The sequence below is a fragment of the Sphingomonas flavalba genome (genome assembly GCF_004796535.1).
GTDB classification, from domain to species: Bacteria; Pseudomonadota; Alphaproteobacteria; order Sphingomonadales; family Sphingomonadaceae; genus Sphingomonas_L; species Sphingomonas_L flavalba.
In genome coordinates this window covers 120001-135405 of sequence record NZ_SPHY01000005.1, presented here as the reverse complement: position 1 = coordinate 135405, position 15405 = coordinate 120001, and the positions used below count along the sequence as shown (strand labels likewise).

General features: G+C 64.6%; 14 protein-coding genes, 1 tRNA gene, 1 other RNA gene and 1 pseudogene (1 of these 17 only partly in view). 11 read left to right on the top strand and 6 right to left on the bottom strand.

What is annotated here, in order from left to right; genetic code table 11:
* The first annotated feature begins 39 nt into the window (after window positions 1-39).
* Window positions 40-1470, top strand: a complete 1431-nt coding sequence (gene astD, locus E4A53_RS07120) for a succinylglutamate-semialdehyde dehydrogenase (protein ID WP_136162394.1) — start codon at window positions 40-42, stop codon at window positions 1468-1470.
* A 712-nt stretch (window positions 1471-2182) separates the two neighbouring features.
* Here the strand turns inward: astD and E4A53_RS07115 are convergent.
* Window positions 2183-2296 (bottom strand): annotated as a pseudogene (locus tag E4A53_RS07115) (IS5/IS1182 family transposase); the annotation flags it as partial.
* A gap of 2 nt (window positions 2297-2298) precedes the next feature.
* Between E4A53_RS07115 and E4A53_RS07110 the strand changes: the two are divergent.
* Complete coding sequence (locus E4A53_RS07110) at window positions 2299-2748, top strand: PEPxxWA-CTERM sorting domain-containing protein (protein ID WP_239018172.1); 450 nt, start codon at window positions 2299-2301, stop codon at window positions 2746-2748.
* A gap of 105 nt (window positions 2749-2853) precedes the next feature.
* Here the strand turns inward: E4A53_RS07110 and E4A53_RS07105 are convergent, their stop codons facing one another.
* Both E4A53_RS07105 and E4A53_RS07100 read right to left on the bottom strand, forming a co-directional pair.
* Window positions 2854-4104: a tyrosine-type recombinase/integrase gene (locus E4A53_RS07105; RefSeq protein ID WP_136162393.1), complete on the bottom strand. Its 1251-nt coding sequence runs from the start codon at window positions 4102-4104 to the stop codon at window positions 2854-2856.
* A gap of 92 nt (window positions 4105-4196) precedes the next feature.
* A tRNA-Thr gene (locus E4A53_RS07100) sits at window positions 4197-4272 on the bottom strand.
* Window positions 4273-4407: 135 nt separating this feature from the next.
* Here E4A53_RS07100 and E4A53_RS07095 point away from each other — a divergent pair.
* The 3 genes from E4A53_RS07095 to E4A53_RS07085 all read left to right on the top strand — a co-directional run bounded on the left by E4A53_RS07095 (window position 4408) and on the right by E4A53_RS07085 (window position 10765).
* Window positions 4408-5688, top strand: coding sequence for a PAS domain-containing protein (locus E4A53_RS07095; RefSeq protein WP_338054982.1), 1281 nt, complete (start codon window positions 4408-4410; stop codon window positions 5686-5688).
* A gap of 80 nt (window positions 5689-5768) precedes the next feature.
* Window positions 5769-10427 (top strand): NAD-glutamate dehydrogenase, encoded by a 4659-nt coding sequence (locus E4A53_RS07090; protein WP_136162391.1) that lies wholly within the window; start codon window positions 5769-5771, stop codon window positions 10425-10427.
* A gap of 155 nt (window positions 10428-10582) precedes the next feature.
* The gene (locus tag E4A53_RS07085; protein WP_136162390.1) at window positions 10583-10765 is read left to right on the top strand and encodes a hypothetical protein; all 183 of its coding nucleotides are present in this window, start codon (window positions 10583-10585) and stop codon (window positions 10763-10765) included.
* 66 nt (window positions 10766-10831) lie between these two features.
* Here the strand turns inward: E4A53_RS07085 and ssrA are convergent.
* Window positions 10832-11170, bottom strand: a transfer-messenger RNA (tmRNA) gene (ssrA, locus tag E4A53_RS07080).
* Window positions 11171-11213: 43 nt separating this feature from the next.
* Window positions 11214-11633, bottom strand: coding sequence for a large conductance mechanosensitive channel protein MscL (gene mscL / locus E4A53_RS07075; RefSeq protein ID WP_136162389.1), 420 nt, complete (start codon window positions 11631-11633; stop codon window positions 11214-11216).
* Window positions 11634-11763: 130 nt separating this feature from the next.
* On the opposite strand from mscL, the gene E4A53_RS07070 reads away from it, so the two are divergent.
* The 5 genes from E4A53_RS07070 to E4A53_RS07050 all read left to right on the top strand — a co-directional run bounded on the left by E4A53_RS07070 (window position 11764) and on the right by E4A53_RS07050 (window position 15042).
* Window positions 11764-12366: a LemA family protein gene (locus E4A53_RS07070; RefSeq protein ID WP_420822612.1), complete on the top strand. Its 603-nt coding sequence runs from the start codon at window positions 11764-11766 to the stop codon at window positions 12364-12366.
* A 22-nt stretch (window positions 12367-12388) separates the two neighbouring features.
* Complete coding sequence (locus tag E4A53_RS07065) at window positions 12389-13204, top strand: TPM domain-containing protein (protein ID WP_338054981.1); 816 nt, start codon at window positions 12389-12391, stop codon at window positions 13202-13204.
* Complete coding sequence (locus tag E4A53_RS07060) at window positions 13204-13869, top strand: TPM domain-containing protein (RefSeq protein ID WP_239018171.1); 666 nt, start codon at window positions 13204-13206, stop codon at window positions 13867-13869. The genes E4A53_RS07065 and E4A53_RS07060 overlap by 1 nt, the downstream gene beginning before the upstream one ends.
* A 10-nt stretch (window positions 13870-13879) precedes the next feature.
* Window positions 13880-14392 carry an NUDIX hydrolase gene (locus E4A53_RS07055; protein ID WP_136162386.1) on the top strand — a complete coding sequence of 171 codons (513 nt, stop codon included), beginning with the start codon at window positions 13880-13882 and terminating at the stop codon, window positions 14390-14392.
* An 80-nt stretch (window positions 14393-14472) separates the two neighbouring features.
* Window positions 14473-15042, top strand: a complete 570-nt coding sequence (locus tag E4A53_RS07050) for a glycine zipper 2TM domain-containing protein (protein WP_136162385.1) — start codon at window positions 14473-14475, stop codon at window positions 15040-15042.
* On the opposite strand, the gene E4A53_RS07045 is transcribed toward E4A53_RS07050, so the two are convergent.
* On the bottom strand, window positions 15010-15189 hold the full coding sequence (locus tag E4A53_RS07045) for a hypothetical protein (protein ID WP_136162384.1): 180 nt from the start codon (window positions 15187-15189) through the stop codon (window positions 15010-15012). The genes E4A53_RS07050 and E4A53_RS07045 overlap by 33 nt on opposite strands.
* Between E4A53_RS07045 and E4A53_RS07040 the strand changes: the two genes are divergently transcribed.
* Window positions 15173-15405, top strand: partial view of a glycine zipper 2TM domain-containing protein gene (locus tag E4A53_RS07040; protein WP_420822611.1) — the 5' portion only. The gene runs 112 nt beyond the window's last position; 233 of the gene's 345 nt are visible here — the first part of the coding sequence; its start codon is at window positions 15173-15175; the stop codon falls past the right edge of the window. The two genes, E4A53_RS07045 and E4A53_RS07040, sit on opposite strands and share 17 nt — an antisense overlap.

The window sequence follows — 15405 nt, the reverse complement described above, 5'->3', positions numbered from 1 at the left end:
CCGTTAGAAATGTGGCAGCATTGACCATGGAGCGCAATCGTGGGGGACCGTCTCAGATCGACCAGCCCGGTGGACGACAGCCTGGTGTGGGAGGGCGCGACGGATGACGCCGCGGCCTGCGCCGCCGCCGTCGCCCGCGCCCGCGCCGCCCAGCCGGGCTGGGCGGAAACGCCGCTCGACGCGCGCATCGCGCTGGTCCGCCGCTTCGCCGAATGCGTCACCGCCAAAGCGGAGGCGCTCGCCACGCTGATCGCGCGCGAAACCGGCAAGCCGCTGTGGGAAACCCGCACGGAGGCGAAGGGCGTCGCCGCCAAGGTCGCGGTGTCGATCGCCGCCCAGGCGGAACGCGCCGGTGAACGCCGCGCCGCCACCGCGTTCGGCGAAAGCGTGCTGCGTCACCGCCCGCATGGCGTGCTCGCCGTGCTCGGGCCGTTCAACTTTCCCGCCCACCTGCCGAGCGGCCACATCATCCCCGCGCTGCTCGCCGGCAACTGCGTGGTGTTCAAGCCGTCGGAACAGACTCCGGCGGTCGGCGAGATGCTCGTCGCGCTGTGGCGGGAGGCCGGCCTGCCGCACGGCGTGCTGGAACTGGTGCAGGGCGAGCGCGACACCGGCGCCGCGCTGGTCGACTGCGCGGTCGACGGCCTGCTGTTCACCGGCTCGGCGCGGGCCGGCCTGCATTTCCAGCAGCATTTCGCCGCGCGCGCCGGCTTCATGCTGGCGCTCGAACTGGGCGGCAACAACCCGCTGATCGCGTGGGACGGGGATCCGGCTTTCGCCGCCGCCACCATCGCCCAGTCGGCTTTCCTCACCGCCGGGCAGCGCTGCTCCTGCGCGCGGCGGCTGATCGTCCCGGACGGCGCCGGCGGGCGGGCGATCGTCGACGCCGCCATCGCCCTCGCCGGCCGGCTGCGCATCGGCATCTGGGACGCCGAACCGCAGCCGTTCATGGGGTCGCTGGTTTCGGCGGAAGCGGCCGCGGCGGTGGACCGCGCCGTCGACCGGCTGGTCGCGCAGGGCGGCCGGCTGCTGACGTCGGCGCCCGCCGCCCTGCCCGGCCGTGCCTTCCGCGCGCCGGCGATCGTCGACATGACCGACGCGAAGCGCGACGACGAGGAGATTTTCGGGCCGGTGCTGCAACTGGTCCGGGTCGCCGGTTTCGACGAAGCGATCGCTGTGGCGAACCGCACCGCCTACGGCCTGTCGGCGGCGCTGCTCACCACCGACGACGCGCTCTGGACGCGCTTCCTCGCCCGTTCGCGCGCCGGGGTGGTCAACCGCAACCGGCCGACCAACGGCGCGGCGTCGAACCTGCCGTTCGGCGGCACCGGCGCGTCGGGCAACCACCGCCCCAGCGCCTGGTACGCCGCCGATTATTGCGCCTATCCGGTCGCCAGCGCGGAAGCGGCGGCGCTCGACACGGCGGCGCCCGACCTCGCCGCCTTCCTCGCCCCCGCCGCGCCGCGCTGAGCGTCTATCATGTTGCAGTGCAGCATTACAGGGATCATCCGTGATATTGCCCTGACAACCCAACCGCAAACCCGCGACGCACCCCGTCGCTGGCCAGTCGATACCGCTGTCGAAAACCCGGTGGTGCCGCTTAGAGGACTCGAACCTCTGACCCTCGCATTACGAATGCGCTCAATACATTGAATATATAGGATTATTTGCTATTTTATAATGATGTTTATAATAAAGTAGTTCCGGAGATAATAATCACATCTCACTTGCCATGATGGCACACCTCCCGTGGATCGGATTGCCAATTTGGCCTCTGATCCAGAGTAAATACTATGTTCCGGCATCCGCTCGCTTCATTTTCTTGACTCGGAACCGCATATCCAGAAAACCCTTCGTCACTCCATCGTTCAGGCTGTCCAGATAAAGCCGCTTTATCTATTGCTTTTATAAGATTCGGTGCCGCCGCCGGTTGAAATATTTTGTTTCCTCTCGAACTTGGCATCGAACCGTCTCTGGTTGCGGAATCTTCCATCAACGATACGGACTCTGGTGCACCTAGATTCCCATCCGATTGAGGGACTAAATCGGACATTGGCGGATCTTCGGCGTATTCTGACGCAACAATGCGAGTTTCTATCGGATTCTGTTCAGATGGCTGCGAAAAATCCGACCCAGATTTTTGGGTAGTTCGCACAGGAGCGCTAGGGTCAGGACCCATTGATCAGAGCCAGAAGATGACGGTTGCTGCGAGTGCGATGGCGGAGAAGAAGGCCTGCGGGCACCGGTCGTAGCGCGTGGCGACGCGGCGCCAGTCCTTGAGACGGCCGAACATGATTCGTGGGCACCGTCCTCGGTAGCGGCACCATTTACATACCCGTTGAATTCGCCAAGCACTACGCCTTGGAAGTAAGCCTAGATGAACCGGCAGATTATTTGTATGCGGAGCTACGGTGGGATGAAGTGACTAGTAACAACCTCTATCCGGGAGGCATGATATATAATTCCATAAATCCTGTTTCGCTTTTTGCTGATGTTAAAGTGCCGGGTCGATCGTACTCGGCGTCGCCATTATTTTATATTACTGGACTTGGACTATCCGTTCATATAGATGGATATTCGTCCAATATTCCAATAAATTATTCCATATCCATTACGGATATCACACAAACTCCTGTACAAACTCCTGTGCCAGAGCCTGCTACTTGGGCAATGTTGATCGTCGGATTTGGAGTGATCGGCGGCTTATCCCGTAGCCGCAGGGTAAGAACTACTTTCAGTCATGCCTGAAATTACAATTGGCGCTAACTTTTAGGTTAGCGCCAATTTCCTAGACATTACAGAATAGTTCTATTTAATGAGTTTGTATATTTAACATTTAAATGTTAATAATATTTATTTCCTAAAGCTCTGCAAATTTTCAATCTTGTCAGCCGTATTGATCCGTTTCAGATAAAACCGTTCAAGCTGATCGACGCTGGTTCCAGCATTTTTCGCCAGATTGAGAATATCGATATTCTGGCCCTTATCGAACCTGAGCATCAGGGACGTATGGCGAAGGCTGTAGGTGGATCGCTTGTTTCCAAATCCATCGAGCTTCAAATCAGTCGCCTGCAATAGGGTTTCAAAGGCATCAGCTATCCGTCGTTGCGCTGTTCGACGATTGAGAAATTCTGGTTGGAAGACATAGCTTTCTGGCGCCTTGCCGGTTCGAGCGACAATACGCCGATAGGGAGCGATGGCGGTACCCATCGTAACCGACTTTCGCACACCTCGCTTTCCGGCAATAACGGTCAGGACCAAATGTGGATTGTCGGCGTCTGAAACGACTTTGACATGCTTGTGCTGAAGGTAGGGCCACTCGCTCGGTCGCAGGAATGAGCCGACCATAAAAATCATGAAGTCCGAAAGCTCATTCCATTCGTCCGCTGCTTTCTGGTCGCCAGCATTTTTGGCTGCCTTGGCCTGCCCTCTCGCCGCATTGTGGAGGCGTTGATATTCGTCATGATCAAACCACGGCCTCGGATTATCCTTGGTCGCCACCTTCGGCATTGGCGGTACAGAATTTAGAAGGCGCTTCTCCCAAGCATATTTCAGCAGCACATTCAGCAGAACGATATTACGTTTGATCGTCGTGGCAGCCAGTTTCCCAGCGGGGCCGCCTGCTATTTTGTATTGAATGAACGCCCTGATCCTGTCGGTAGTGATACCGCCAATGTCGTCCTTGCCGAAAAAATCGGTGAAGCCATTTCTGCCTAAAACAGCACTTTTGCAGTCGATCCAATGACGGTGTTTTCGAGGATCATCGCCAACTTCCGATTTCAACTGATCCAGCCATTGGTCGGCGATCCTGTCGAACCGAACATAAGATTGGCTGGCTGGCCCCTTAGGTATCAGTGTGCCGTCCGCTATCTGGGCCTTGACGAGGCACTCGCCGTAGAATTCATAGGCTAGCTTTATAGCCACCTTCTGATCGGTGGTTCCGGTACTCTTCGTATGAATGTCCCGGCCATCAATCGGCAGATAAACCCGAGCATACCAATTAGGGCTGCCTTTGCCTTTCGACAGCGGCTGCTTGTAGAGGCTGAGGCCCTTTTGCAGGCTGATTGGCTCAGTTTTTCCAGCTATCTGAACGACTCCAAACACTTAAGTGTTTTGACTCGCTTTTATAATAGCATTTATAACAGTTGAGTAGCCCATCTATTCTCAGGCTAACTCAATGAATATAATAGGGAAAATGGTGCCGCTTAGAGGACTCGAACCTCTGACCCTCGCATTACGAATGCGATGCTCTACCAGCTGAGCTAAAGCGGCGCCGGATGGGTGGCAGCGCTTACCAGCGGGCAAAGGTGCTGGCAAGCGCAAGGCGCGCCATAAAGCTTCACCATTCATTTACCATGGAAGTGCACAATGGCCGCTTACGACGAGTAGGGATCGACAATGGATTCGATGCGCGGATTTGACCGGGATGGGGGCGATGCGGCGACGATCGACGACGCCGCTGTCGAGGCTCCGCCGGCGATCGGCACCGACGAACGGCGCATGCATGTCCGTGCCTATAACTACTGGGTGTCGCTGCTGGGCGGCCGGGCCTATCCGGCGATCGAGGATCTCGACCCCTCACAGATCGCCGATTTCGGCCCGAACAGCGTGCTGCTGGATTTCACCGTCGGCATCGAGAACCCGAAGATCGCCTGGCTCGGCCCGGTACTGCGCGAGGAATGCGGGCTGGACCACCAGATCGCCAGCATCGCGGACGTGCCGAGCCGTTCGCTGCTGTCGCGCCTGACCGACCATTACCTGCAGATCATCGCCAATCGCGCGCCGATCGGCTTCGAGGCGGAATTCGTCAACAGCCGCGGCAGCAACACCATGTATCGCGGCATCCTGATGCCCTTCTCCTCCGACGAGGACTCGATCGACTTCATCTACGGCGTCATCAACTGGAAGGAAGTGGTCGCCGAGAAGGCCGGCGAGGCGCTGGCCGCCGAGGTCGGGCAGGCGCTGCGCCACATGCCCCGCGCGCCGCTGGGCACGGACATTCCGGTATGGGCCGACGGCCCCCACGCCAGCCCGCTGCTCGGCGAGCCGATCGCTTATGACGCGGAGGCCGGCGAGCCCACCGAGCTGGACGAAAGCTCCAGCATCTACGACTGGCTGGCTGCCGCGCGCGAATCCGCCGAATCGGCGCAGCACAGCGAACGCCGCAGCCGCGGTGCGCTCTACACCGCCCTCGGCCTCGCTTTCGATTTCTCGCTGATCGCGGATGCGCGACCCGGAGAATATGCCGAGTTGCTGAAGGACAGCGGCATCGCCGCCCAGGCCCGCGCGCCGATGACGCCGATCGTCAAGCTTGTGTTCGGCGCCAATCACGACAAGACGCGGCTGACTGAATATGCCGCCGCCCTGTCCCATGGCCGGCGCCTCGGCATCGCCAGCGGCGGCCTGCCCGCGCTGCTCGACAGCCATGCCGGAGGGCTGAAAGGTGTCGTCCAGGCGGAGCGCCGATTGCGCGCACCCGCCGGCAAACCCAATCGCGATGAGGAAGCGCGCACCACGCTGCGCAGCATCGCACCGTGCGCGACCGTCACGCTGGACACCGGTGAAGCGGAATTCGTCGTGCTCGTCGCCCGTCGCATCAGCGATGGAACGCTCGGAATCGTCGCTCCAATCTCCACCGATACCGCACTTATAGACCGCGCCGTCAGGATTGCCGCCGCTGAGGCTTGAGGAAAGCCCCAGCCGGGCGCATAGGCTCTCCAGAGAAGCGAAGTCCCCTGAAAAGGGGCGCAAATTGCAGGTGGAGACATATGGCGACGGCATCGCGGGACCGGCACGCATCGGCACAAGGCCTTGCAGCCACGATCAGACAGGCGCTGGTCAACGGCGCGCTTCCGGGTGAGCTTGACGGTTTCGACGGCGAGGCGCGCGACGATGCGGCCAGCTTCGTGGCCGAAGCGGCCGCGACCCGGGCCGCCGGCAAGGCGGTTGTCGCCATCGAATCCGTCGCAGCGGGGGAGCGCCGGCGTCACATGCGCTTGGCGATCATCAACGACGACATGCCGTTCCTGGTCGATTCAGTTGCGGCGACGATTGCCGCTCACGGCCTGGCGATCGATCGTCTGCTCCACCCGGTGCTGAGCGTACGGCGCGACGATGCGGGGCGACTGACCGACGTGCTCGACGACGATGCCGAAGGCGAGCGCCGGGAATCGATGATTTATGTCGAGGTCGAGCGCGCCGATGCGAAGGAGCGGCGGGCGCTGGTCACGACGATCGAACGCAATCTGAACCATGTCCGCGCCGCCGTTTCCGACTGGCCGGCGATGCAGACGGCAATGCGCGCTGATGCCGATCGCCTGCCGGACGGCGAGGGCGCGGCGCTGCTCCGCTGGTTCCTTGACCGTCATTTCACCCAGCTCGCCCATGAGATGCGGGACCGCAAGGGTGCGGTCAGCGCCCCGCTCGGCGTATCGCGGGTGGACGACACGCCGCTGCTCGCACCGTCGACCATCACCGATGCGTTCCGCTGGTTCGAAGAGGGCGGTGACGCGCCGCTGGCGGTCAAGTCCAACCGGATCGCGACGGTGCATCGCCATGTCCCCCTCGACGTGCTGATCGTGCCGGTGCGCGAAGGTGGGCGGATCATCGCCCTCTCGCTCCATGCCGGCCTGTGGACGAGCAGCGCGCTGAACGCCGCGCCGGAAAAGGTGCCGGTGCTGCGCGCACGGCTGGCCGCTCTACAGGAGAAATACCGCTTCGATCCGTCAGGCCACGCCGGCAAGGCGCTCAGCCACGCGCTCGCCGCGCTGCCGCATGACCTGCTGATCGCGTTCGAGCCGGCCGCGCTCGAAACCGTCGCGCTGACATCGATGTCGCTGGCCGATCGCCCGCGTGCCCGGCTGGTCGGTGTGCCCAGCCCGCTTGGCCGGCACCTGTTCGCCTTCGTCTGGCTGCCGCGCGATGAGTCGACGACCCAGCGCCGCACCGAGATCGGCGAGATGCTGACCCAGGCGGCCAATGCGACGCTGCTCAACTGGGCGATGGCGATGGAAGAAGGCAGCCTGGCGCTGGTCCGCTACACGCTCGACCTGCGCGACGGCGGCACGCTGCCCGACATGGCCGTGCTCGATGCGCGACTGGAACAGATGATGCGCGGCTGGGTGCCAGCGGTCGAGGCAATACTCGCCGAAGGCGGCGATCAGGGCCGTGCCGCGCGGCTGGCGCTGCGCTACGCGCCGGCTTTCCCGTCGCACTACCGTGCAACATCCGGCCCGGTCGAGGCGGCGCGGGACATCACCCGCCTGCAGGGGCTCAGTGATTCTGCCGACCGCGACGCACGGCTGCTGAACGACGCCAGTGCCGAAAGCCGGCTGCGGCTGAAGATATATAACGGCAGCGGTTCCGTGCCGCTGTCCGACGCGGTTCCGGTGCTGGAGAATTTCGGCTTCCGCGTGATCGAGGAAATGCCGACTGCGCTCGACCACGGCACGCTCGGCTATGTCCATGACTTCGTTCTCGATCTGGGGACCAGCACGGAGCAGGCGGCGTTGTTCGACCGCGCCGACGTGGTCGAACAGGCGATCGCCGCCGTATTGTCCGGCCGGGCGGAGAATGACGCGTTCAACCGGCTGATCGTCTGCGCCGCGCTCAACCCGCGGGCAATCGTGCTGTTCCGCGCCTGGTTCCGCTACCTGCGCCAGACCGGCCTGTCCTATGGCCTGACCACCGTCGTCGACGCGCTGGCGCGAGCGCCGAAGGTCGCCGCCGCGCTGATTGCGCTGTTCGACGCGCGCCACGACCCGGCCGCTGGCCGCAAGAGCGGCGACGCGGCCGATGCCGCGCAGGCAGCGCTCGACGCCGGGCTGCGCGATGTCGCCGGCGCCGACGACGACCGCATCCTGCGCCTGCTCAAGGGCGTGGTCGCGGCGATCCTGCGCACCAACGCCTTCGCCCCCGGCGGGCGCGAGGCACTGGCGTTCAAGTTCGACAGCGCGCTGGTCCCCGGCCTGCCGGCACCTGTGCCGTGGCGGGAAATTTTCGTCTACAGCGCGCGGATCGAGGCGATCCACCTGCGCACCGGGCCGATCGCGCGCGGCGGGCTGCGCTGGTCAGACCGGCGCGACGATTTCCGCACCGAGGTGCTCGGCCTGATGAAGGCGCAGCGCGTCAAGAACGCGGTGATCGTGCCGACTGGCGCCAAGGGCGGCTTCTACGCCAAGCAGCTGCCCGATCCGTCCAACCGCGACGCCTGGCTGGAAGAAGGCAAGGAAAGCTACCGCGTCTTCATCCGCGCGCTGCTGTCGGTCACCGACAACATCGTCGGCGGCAAGGTGGTCCACCCCGAAAAGGTCGTCGCGCTCGACGGTGACGATCCCTATTTCGTCGTCGCCGCCGACAAGGGCACCGCCAGCTTCTCCGACGTCGCCAACGCGATCGCCGAGGAACGCAATTTCTGGCTGGGTGACGCCTTTGCCAGCGGCGGCAGCCACGGCTACGACCACAAGGGCATGGGGATTACCGCACGTGGCGCGTGGATCTCCGTCCAGCGCCATTTCGCCGAGCGTGGCGTCGACGTGCAGACCGAGTCGGTTCGCGTCGTCGGCTGCGGAGATATGTCGGGCGACGTGTTCGGCAACGGCATGCTGCTGTCCAAGGCGATCAAGCTGGTCGCCGCCTTCGACCACCGCCACATCTTCCTCGACCCCGACCCTGACCCGGCAAAGAGCTGGACGGAACGCCAGCGGCTGTTCAGCCTGCCGCGATCGAGTTGGGCGGATTATGATGCGAAGCTGATCTCGGCCGGCGGCGGCGTCTACCCACGCAGCGCCAAGACAGTGCCGCTGACGCCCGAGGTCCGCGCCCTGCTCAGCGTTACCGAGACGGAGATGGAGCCGACGGCGCTGATCTCCGCCATCCTGAAAAGCCCGGCCGACCTGCTGTGGTTCGGCGGCATCGGCACCTATGTGAAGGCCAAGGCGCAGGCCAATAGCGAGGTCGGCGATCCGGCCAATGACCGGCTGCGCGTCAATGGCGAGGACGTCCGCGCCACCGCGATCGGTGAGGGCGCCAACCTGGGCGTCACCCAGGCCGGCCGCATTGCTTATGCGCTGAAGGGCGGCCGCAACAATGCCGACTTCATCGACAATTCGGCCGGCGTCGACTGTTCCGACAACGAGGTCAACATCAAGATCGCGCTCAACCGCGAGGTCAAGGAAGGCCGGCTTGGCTTCGAGGATCGCAACACCTTCCTCGAGAGCATGACAGACGATGTCGCCGCGCTGGTGCTGGAGGACAACCGGATGCAGACGCTGGCCCTGTCGATCGCCGAGAGCGGCGGAGCGGCGGCGTTGCCATCCTATGTCCGGCTGATCGAGATATTCGAAAGCGAAGGCCGGCTCGATCGTGCGGTCGAGGGACTGGCACCGAACGAAGAACTGCTGCGCCGCGCCCAGGACAAGCGCGGCCTGACCCGGCCGGAACTGGCGGTACTGCTCGCCACGGCCAAGCTGGCGCTGCAGGACGGCATCGAGCGGGGCGCGATGGCAGCCGATCCGGCGCTGGCGTCGGAACTGCACGCTGCGTTCCCGATGCCTATGCAGAAGCGGTTCGCCGCTGCGATCGACGCCCACCAATTGCGCGGCGAGATCATCGCTACCAAGGTTGCCAACCGCATCGTCAACCGCATGGGCCTGATCGTCCCGTTCGAGCTGGCGGAAGAGGAAGGCGCCTCACTGGCCGACATCGCGACGGTGTTCATCACCGCCGAGCGCCTGTTCGGCATCGGCCAGATCTGGGCAGACATCGACGCGGCGGCGATCAGTGAAGAAGGCCGGCTGATGCTGCTCGACCAGGTTGCGGCGGCGATGCGCGCGCAGATGGCTGACCTGATCCGCACGATCCAGCCCGGCCAGCAGCCGAGCGATCTGGTCGCGATGCTGGCTCCGGGGATCAAGCGGCTCGACGCCAAGGTCGACGAGATCCTGCGCGACGAAGGACGCGCCGCCGCCCGCGCGATCGCCGACCGGCTGACCGCCGTCGGCGCTCCGATCCCACTCGTCCAGCGCGTCACCCGCCTGTTCGAACTGGACGGCGCCATCGGTCTGGCGGCGCTCGGTGCGCGCAGCAAGGTGGACGAGACGGTGCTCGCCAGCGCGTTCACCGCGCTGGGCGCGGCGCTCGGTCTCGACTGGGCGCAGACCACCGCGATCCGCTTGCATCCGACCGATCCCTGGGAACGGCTGCTGACTGCCGGGCTGGCGCGTGATTTTCAGCAGATGCGGCTCGACTTCCTGGCGCGCGCCGGGGGCAAGGCGCCGGAGGCGAAGGTCGCTGATTGGCTGGGCGGCAATGCGACGCGCGTCACCGCGTTCCGCGACGTCATAAAGCGGGCGCGCGGCGCCGCCGTGCCGAATGCCGCCATGCTGGCGCAGGTCGCCGGCCAGGCGCGGGTGCTGCTGTCGCACTGAGGGGGATCGGGCTGGCTGCCGGGTGAAGCCGCCACCCGGCGGGCGGCCGGTGAATGATACCGAAGGTATTTTCGTCGCTTCTCCCCGGCGGGACAAAGCGTATCGATGCGGCACCGCTGGCGTATCGGTGCGGGACATGGCATTGGCGACGAACGATGACTTCGCCCCATGCGCCCAACCCCAATCCCCGCGCCGCCGGCATCGCACTGGCGATTCTGCCGCTGGTCGGTACTTTCGTCGGCGGCCTCTACCGCCAGCCCTCGCTCGGCCTGGTCATCGGCGTTGGTGCCGGCGCGCTGATCGCGGTGCTGTTCTGGCTGTTCGATCGCCGCCGATAGCGGCGCCGGGCAGTCCGCAGATGGGGAAGTGGGGAGCTTCTGTTGCCCGGTGCCCCCCGTACCGCTGGAATCCGCTTCTGTTGCCCGGTGCGGCCCGAACCGCGTTCAAGCCTTGTAATCTAAGCCGTTAGGCCGTGATTACGCGGCAATCGCGAGCGCCTCGTTATCGTTGGCACTTGTGGTTTTGAGCCTTTAACGGGTTACTCAGCCCGGGCAAAAACACCGTCTTTGAATACACGTCGATCCTGGTTCGGCCCCGTCACAAACCCCCTTTCGGGGGTTTGTGGTGGAGCCGCCGGGTACTGCCCCCGGGTCCGCTGCATCTATTCCACGGCATCATTCATCGCCATCTCCGGACGAATCCGGCACGGCCGATATAGGCGATCGGCGATGAATGTGAAGTGAAGCCGCCCGGCGGTGGCTTCGCGCCGTAGGGCGGGAGGCGATGCTACCTGTTCTTCAGCAGGTCGCGGATCTCGGTCAGCAGGGCGATATCGCCCGGCACCTCATCGCCGTCCTTGCGTAGCGCCAGCTTGGTCGCCGAGCGGATCAGGAGGAAAATGATGAAGGCGAGGATGATGAAGTTGATCACCACCGTCAGGAACTCGCCCCAGCCGAGCAGGGCGACGCCCGCCGCCTTCAGCGCCGCATAATCGGTCAGCGAGCCGGTATAGGTGGCGGGAATGGCGCCGAGGGTGATGAAATGGCTGGAAAAGTCGAGGCCGCCGAACAGCCAGCCGACCACCGGCATGATGATGTCTTCGGTCAACGACGTGGTGATTTTGCCGAATGCGGCGCCGATGATGACGGCGACCGCCAGGTCGAGCACGTTGCCGCGCATGATGAAGGCCTTGAACTCACCGAGCATGATTGCATCTCCCTGTCAGCCGGTCGGACGGAACTTTCCCCGATCTCGGCGCGAAGGCAAGAGTGATTGCGGCGGGCGTGGCGCTGCTGTATTCCCCGCACAATACAGTTGGCCTGAAAGGATGACGCCGATGGACCGCCGCTTTCTCGCTATGTTTGCCGTGCCAGCACTGGTGCTGCCGCTGCCCGCCTGCGGCATCAACAGCGTCCCCACCGCCGAGGAGACCGCCAAGGCGCGTTGGGCCGACGTCCAGACCCAGTACCAGCGCCGCGCCGACCTGATCCCCAATCTGGTCGCCACGGTGCAAGGCTATGCCGCTCAAGAGAAGAGCGTGCTGACCGAGGTGACGGAGGCGCGCGCCCGCGCCTCTTCGACCCAACTCAGCGCCGACGACCTGAACGACCCGGCGAAGGTCAAGGCGTTCCAGGACGCACAAGGCTCGCTCGGCCAGTCGCTCGGTCGCCTGCTGATGACGGTCGAGGCTTATCCCGACCTGAAATCCAACCAGAATTTCCTTGCCCTCCAGTCGCAGCTCGAAGGAACGGAGAACCGGATCGCGATCGCGTTGCGCGATTATAACGAAGCGGTACGCGCCTATAACACCCGCATCCGCACCTTCCCCGACATGATCGGCGCCAAGCTGGTCCACGGCGCCAAGCCGCTGACCCCGTTCGAGGCGACCGCACCCAATGCCGACCGCGCGCCCAAGGTCGATTTCGGCACCAAGAGCTGAAGCGGGCACGGGGACCGGCGCCATGCCTTTCTTTCTGCCCGCGCGATCCCCGATGCTACCGCTGGGCCGGGGATGGGCATGGCTGCTTGTCCTGCTGGCGCTGCTGCTCGCGTCCACAGCGCAGGCCCAGACACTCCCGAAGCTGAGCGGGCGGGTCGTCGACGACGCGCATCTGCTAGACGCCGCCCAGGCCGCTGCCCTTACGGCCAAGCTCGCCACCGTTGAGCAGCAGACCGGGCGCCAGTTCGTCGTCGCGACCGTGACGGATTTGCAAGGCTACGACATCGCCGACTACGGCTACCGGCTCGGCCGCACGTGGGGGATCGGATCCAAGCAGGAAAATGATGGCGTCCTGCTGCTCGTCGCGCCGAACGAGCGCAAGGTCAGGATCGAGGTCGGCTACGGCCTGGAGCCTTATCTGACCGACGCGCTGTCATCCGTCATCATCAACACCCAGATCACCCCGCGCTTCCGCGACGGCGACATGGCGGGCGGCATCGCCGCCGGCGTCGATGCGGTCATCGCCCAACTGCAGTTGCCGGAAGACCAGGCGCAAGCGCGCCAGCAGCAATTGCTTGCCCAGGCCAAGGACCGACAGGACGACGGTATCCCGGTGGCGCTGATTTTCTGGATCATCGTCATGGTGGTGTTCGTGCTGCCCGCGCTGTTCGGCCGGCGCGGTCGGCGCTTTCGCGGCGGGGCCGGTCCGGTCATCGTCTGGGGCGGCGACGATCACTGGGGCGGCCGTGGCGGCGGTGGATGGGGCGGAGGCGGAGGCGGAGGCTTTTCCGGCGGCGGCGGATCGTTCGGTGGCGGCGGCGCATCGGGAGGATGGTGATGGACGAAGCGGGCGCACGGCGCGTTTCGGAGGCGGTCGGAGCCGCAGAGCGGTTGTCGAACGGCGAGATCGTGACGATCGCCGCGGACCGGTCGGACAGCTATCATGATGTCGCGCTGCTCTGGGCAATCGGCATTGCGCTGCTTGTCCCCGCCTTTTTTGCTCTGTTCCCGGCGCTGCTGACCGACGCACTCGACGGGCTGTCTGGCGGCTGGTCGATCAGCCACGAACCGGCGCTGATCTGCGCCGCGCTGCTGGCGATGATGGCACTGAAATTCCTGGCCGTCTGGCTGATCCTGACCTGGCGTCCACTGCGGCTGTGGCTGACCCCGAATGCGCTCAAGGTGGCGCGGGTGCGCGCCCGCGCGATCGCCTGCTTCAAGGTGGGTGCGGAGCGGCGCACCGTCGGCCGCACCGGCGTCCTGATCTATCTGTCGATGGAGGAGCACGTCGCCGAGATCGTCGCCGACGAGGCGATCCACACCCGCGTCGCGCCCGCAGCCTGGGGTGAGGCGATGGCGGCGATGATCGACGAAGTCCGCGCTGGTCGTGTCGCTGATGGCGTCGTCGCAGCGGTTAGTCATGTCGGCGCGATCCTCGCGGCGCATTTCCCGAAGAGCACCGATGACACCAATGAGTTGCCGGACCGCCTGATCATCCTGTAGCGCCGCGCACATGGAAGAGATTGTCTGGCAGGGCCGCTTCATCACCGCCAAGCGCGACGGCAAATGGGAATATGTGTCCCGCGCGCGGAACATCGAGGCGGCGGTGATCCTGGCCGTCGATGACGGCCATGTTCTGCTGGTCGAGCAATATCGTGTGCCGCTCGGCGCCCGGTGCCTGGAGTTGCCCGCCGGGCTGGTCGGCGACGAGCGGGATGGCGAGACGGTGCTCGCCGCCGCCGCGCGCGAATTGGAGGAGGAGACGGGCTATCGCGCCGCGCGGATCACGCCGGTGGGGCGCTTCGCGTCGTCGCCTGGCATGATCTCCGAAACCTTCACCCTGGTTCGAGCGGAGGGGCTGACCAGGGTCGGCGACGGCGGCGGTATCGAAGATGAACAGATTGTCGTCCATCGCGTTCCGCTTTCCGAAGTCTCGCAGTTCGTCGCCGGGCGGCAAGCGGCAGGCGCTGTGTTGGACGTCAAGTTGCTGTTGCTGCTCGGCGGCACGATACTGGCCGGGCAATAGAGCAGCGGGCCGATCAGCCGCCGTTCAGGCAGGCCGGACAAGAATGGCGTGTTTCCAGTGCGCCGAAAGCGAGGTTTCCGATGCGCAAGGCCGTTCTTCTTTTCGCTCCGTTGCTGGGGATCGCGACGCCGACGACCGTCGCCGCTGCCCAGACCGGGGCGCCGCCGCCGCTCGCCTATGACGCCCCGCCGCCGCCAGATTACGATGCGGACCGTGACGCTTACGAGCGAGATCATTTCAACAGCGCACAGGATTATCGCAACTACGCACAGGACCGAGCGGTCGATTCCCGCGACTCCTACGAGCGCGCCCGCGACCAATATTATCGGGACCGCGAGAATTACGAGCGCTCGCGCGACGCCTACTACCGCAGCCGCGACAGCTATTACCGCGACTACGACCAGGCGTCGGCTCCACCGCCGGCACCGCCCCCTGCCTACGTCGGCCAGACCTGGCGCGGAGAAGACGGACGCACCTACTGCCGCCGATCAGACGGCACCACCGGCCTCATCATCGGCGGCGCCGGCGGCGCGCTGATCGGTCGCGCGATTGACGGCGGCCGACACCGCGCCGTCGGCACCATCCTCGGCCTTGGCGCCGGTGCCCTACTCGGCCGGTCAGTCGACCAGCACGCCGCCGAATGCCGCTGATCCGGGGCGGAACACCGCATCGGCCAGGACAAACGCTTCGATGAACAAAGAGGTCGACGGCCGTTCATGCAACCGCGCGTAGGGTTTGCGGGTTCTGAACGGCACGAAGGAAGGGAAAATCATGCTCAAAATGACATTGGCCGCCACCACCATCGCCGCGATGCTGCTGCCGATTGCGCCCGCCGTCGCCCAGCGCCACAACGGCTATCATCGCGGCGATTACGACCGCCAAGGTCGCTACGTGAACCCTCGCCGCCTGAACCATAACGACAAGGTCTGGCGCGGCCGTGACGGACGCTATCATTGCAAGCGGGATAACGGCACGACCGGCCTGATTATCGGCGGCGCGGTCGGCGCGTTGCT

Bases quoted from the DNA above. Each gene is read 5' to 3' on its own strand.
- E4A53_RS07095 (WP_338054982.1), top strand. From the start codon at position 4,408: ATGCGCGGATTTGACCGGGATGGGGGCGATGCGGCGACGATCGACGAC.
- E4A53_RS07090 (WP_136162391.1), top strand. From the start codon at position 5,769: ATGGCGACGGCATCGCGGGACCGGCACGCATCGGCACAAGGCCTTGCA.
- E4A53_RS07085 (WP_136162390.1), top strand. From the start codon at position 10,583: ATGACTTCGCCCCATGCGCCCAACCCCAATCCCCGCGCCGCCGGCATC.
- mscL (WP_136162389.1), bottom strand. From the start codon at position 11,633: ATGCTCGGTGAGTTCAAGGCCTTCATCATGCGCGGCAACGTGCTCGAC.
- E4A53_RS07070 (WP_420822612.1), top strand. From the start codon at position 11,764: ATGGACCGCCGCTTTCTCGCTATGTTTGCCGTGCCAGCACTGGTGCTG.
- E4A53_RS07065 (WP_338054981.1), top strand. From the start codon at position 12,389: ATGCCTTTCTTTCTGCCCGCGCGATCCCCGATGCTACCGCTGGGCCGG.
- E4A53_RS07060 (WP_239018171.1), top strand. From the start codon at position 13,204: ATGGACGAAGCGGGCGCACGGCGCGTTTCGGAGGCGGTCGGAGCCGCA.
- E4A53_RS07055 (WP_136162386.1), top strand. From the start codon at position 13,880: ATGGAAGAGATTGTCTGGCAGGGCCGCTTCATCACCGCCAAGCGCGAC.
- E4A53_RS07050 (WP_136162385.1), top strand. From the start codon at position 14,473: ATGCGCAAGGCCGTTCTTCTTTTCGCTCCGTTGCTGGGGATCGCGACG.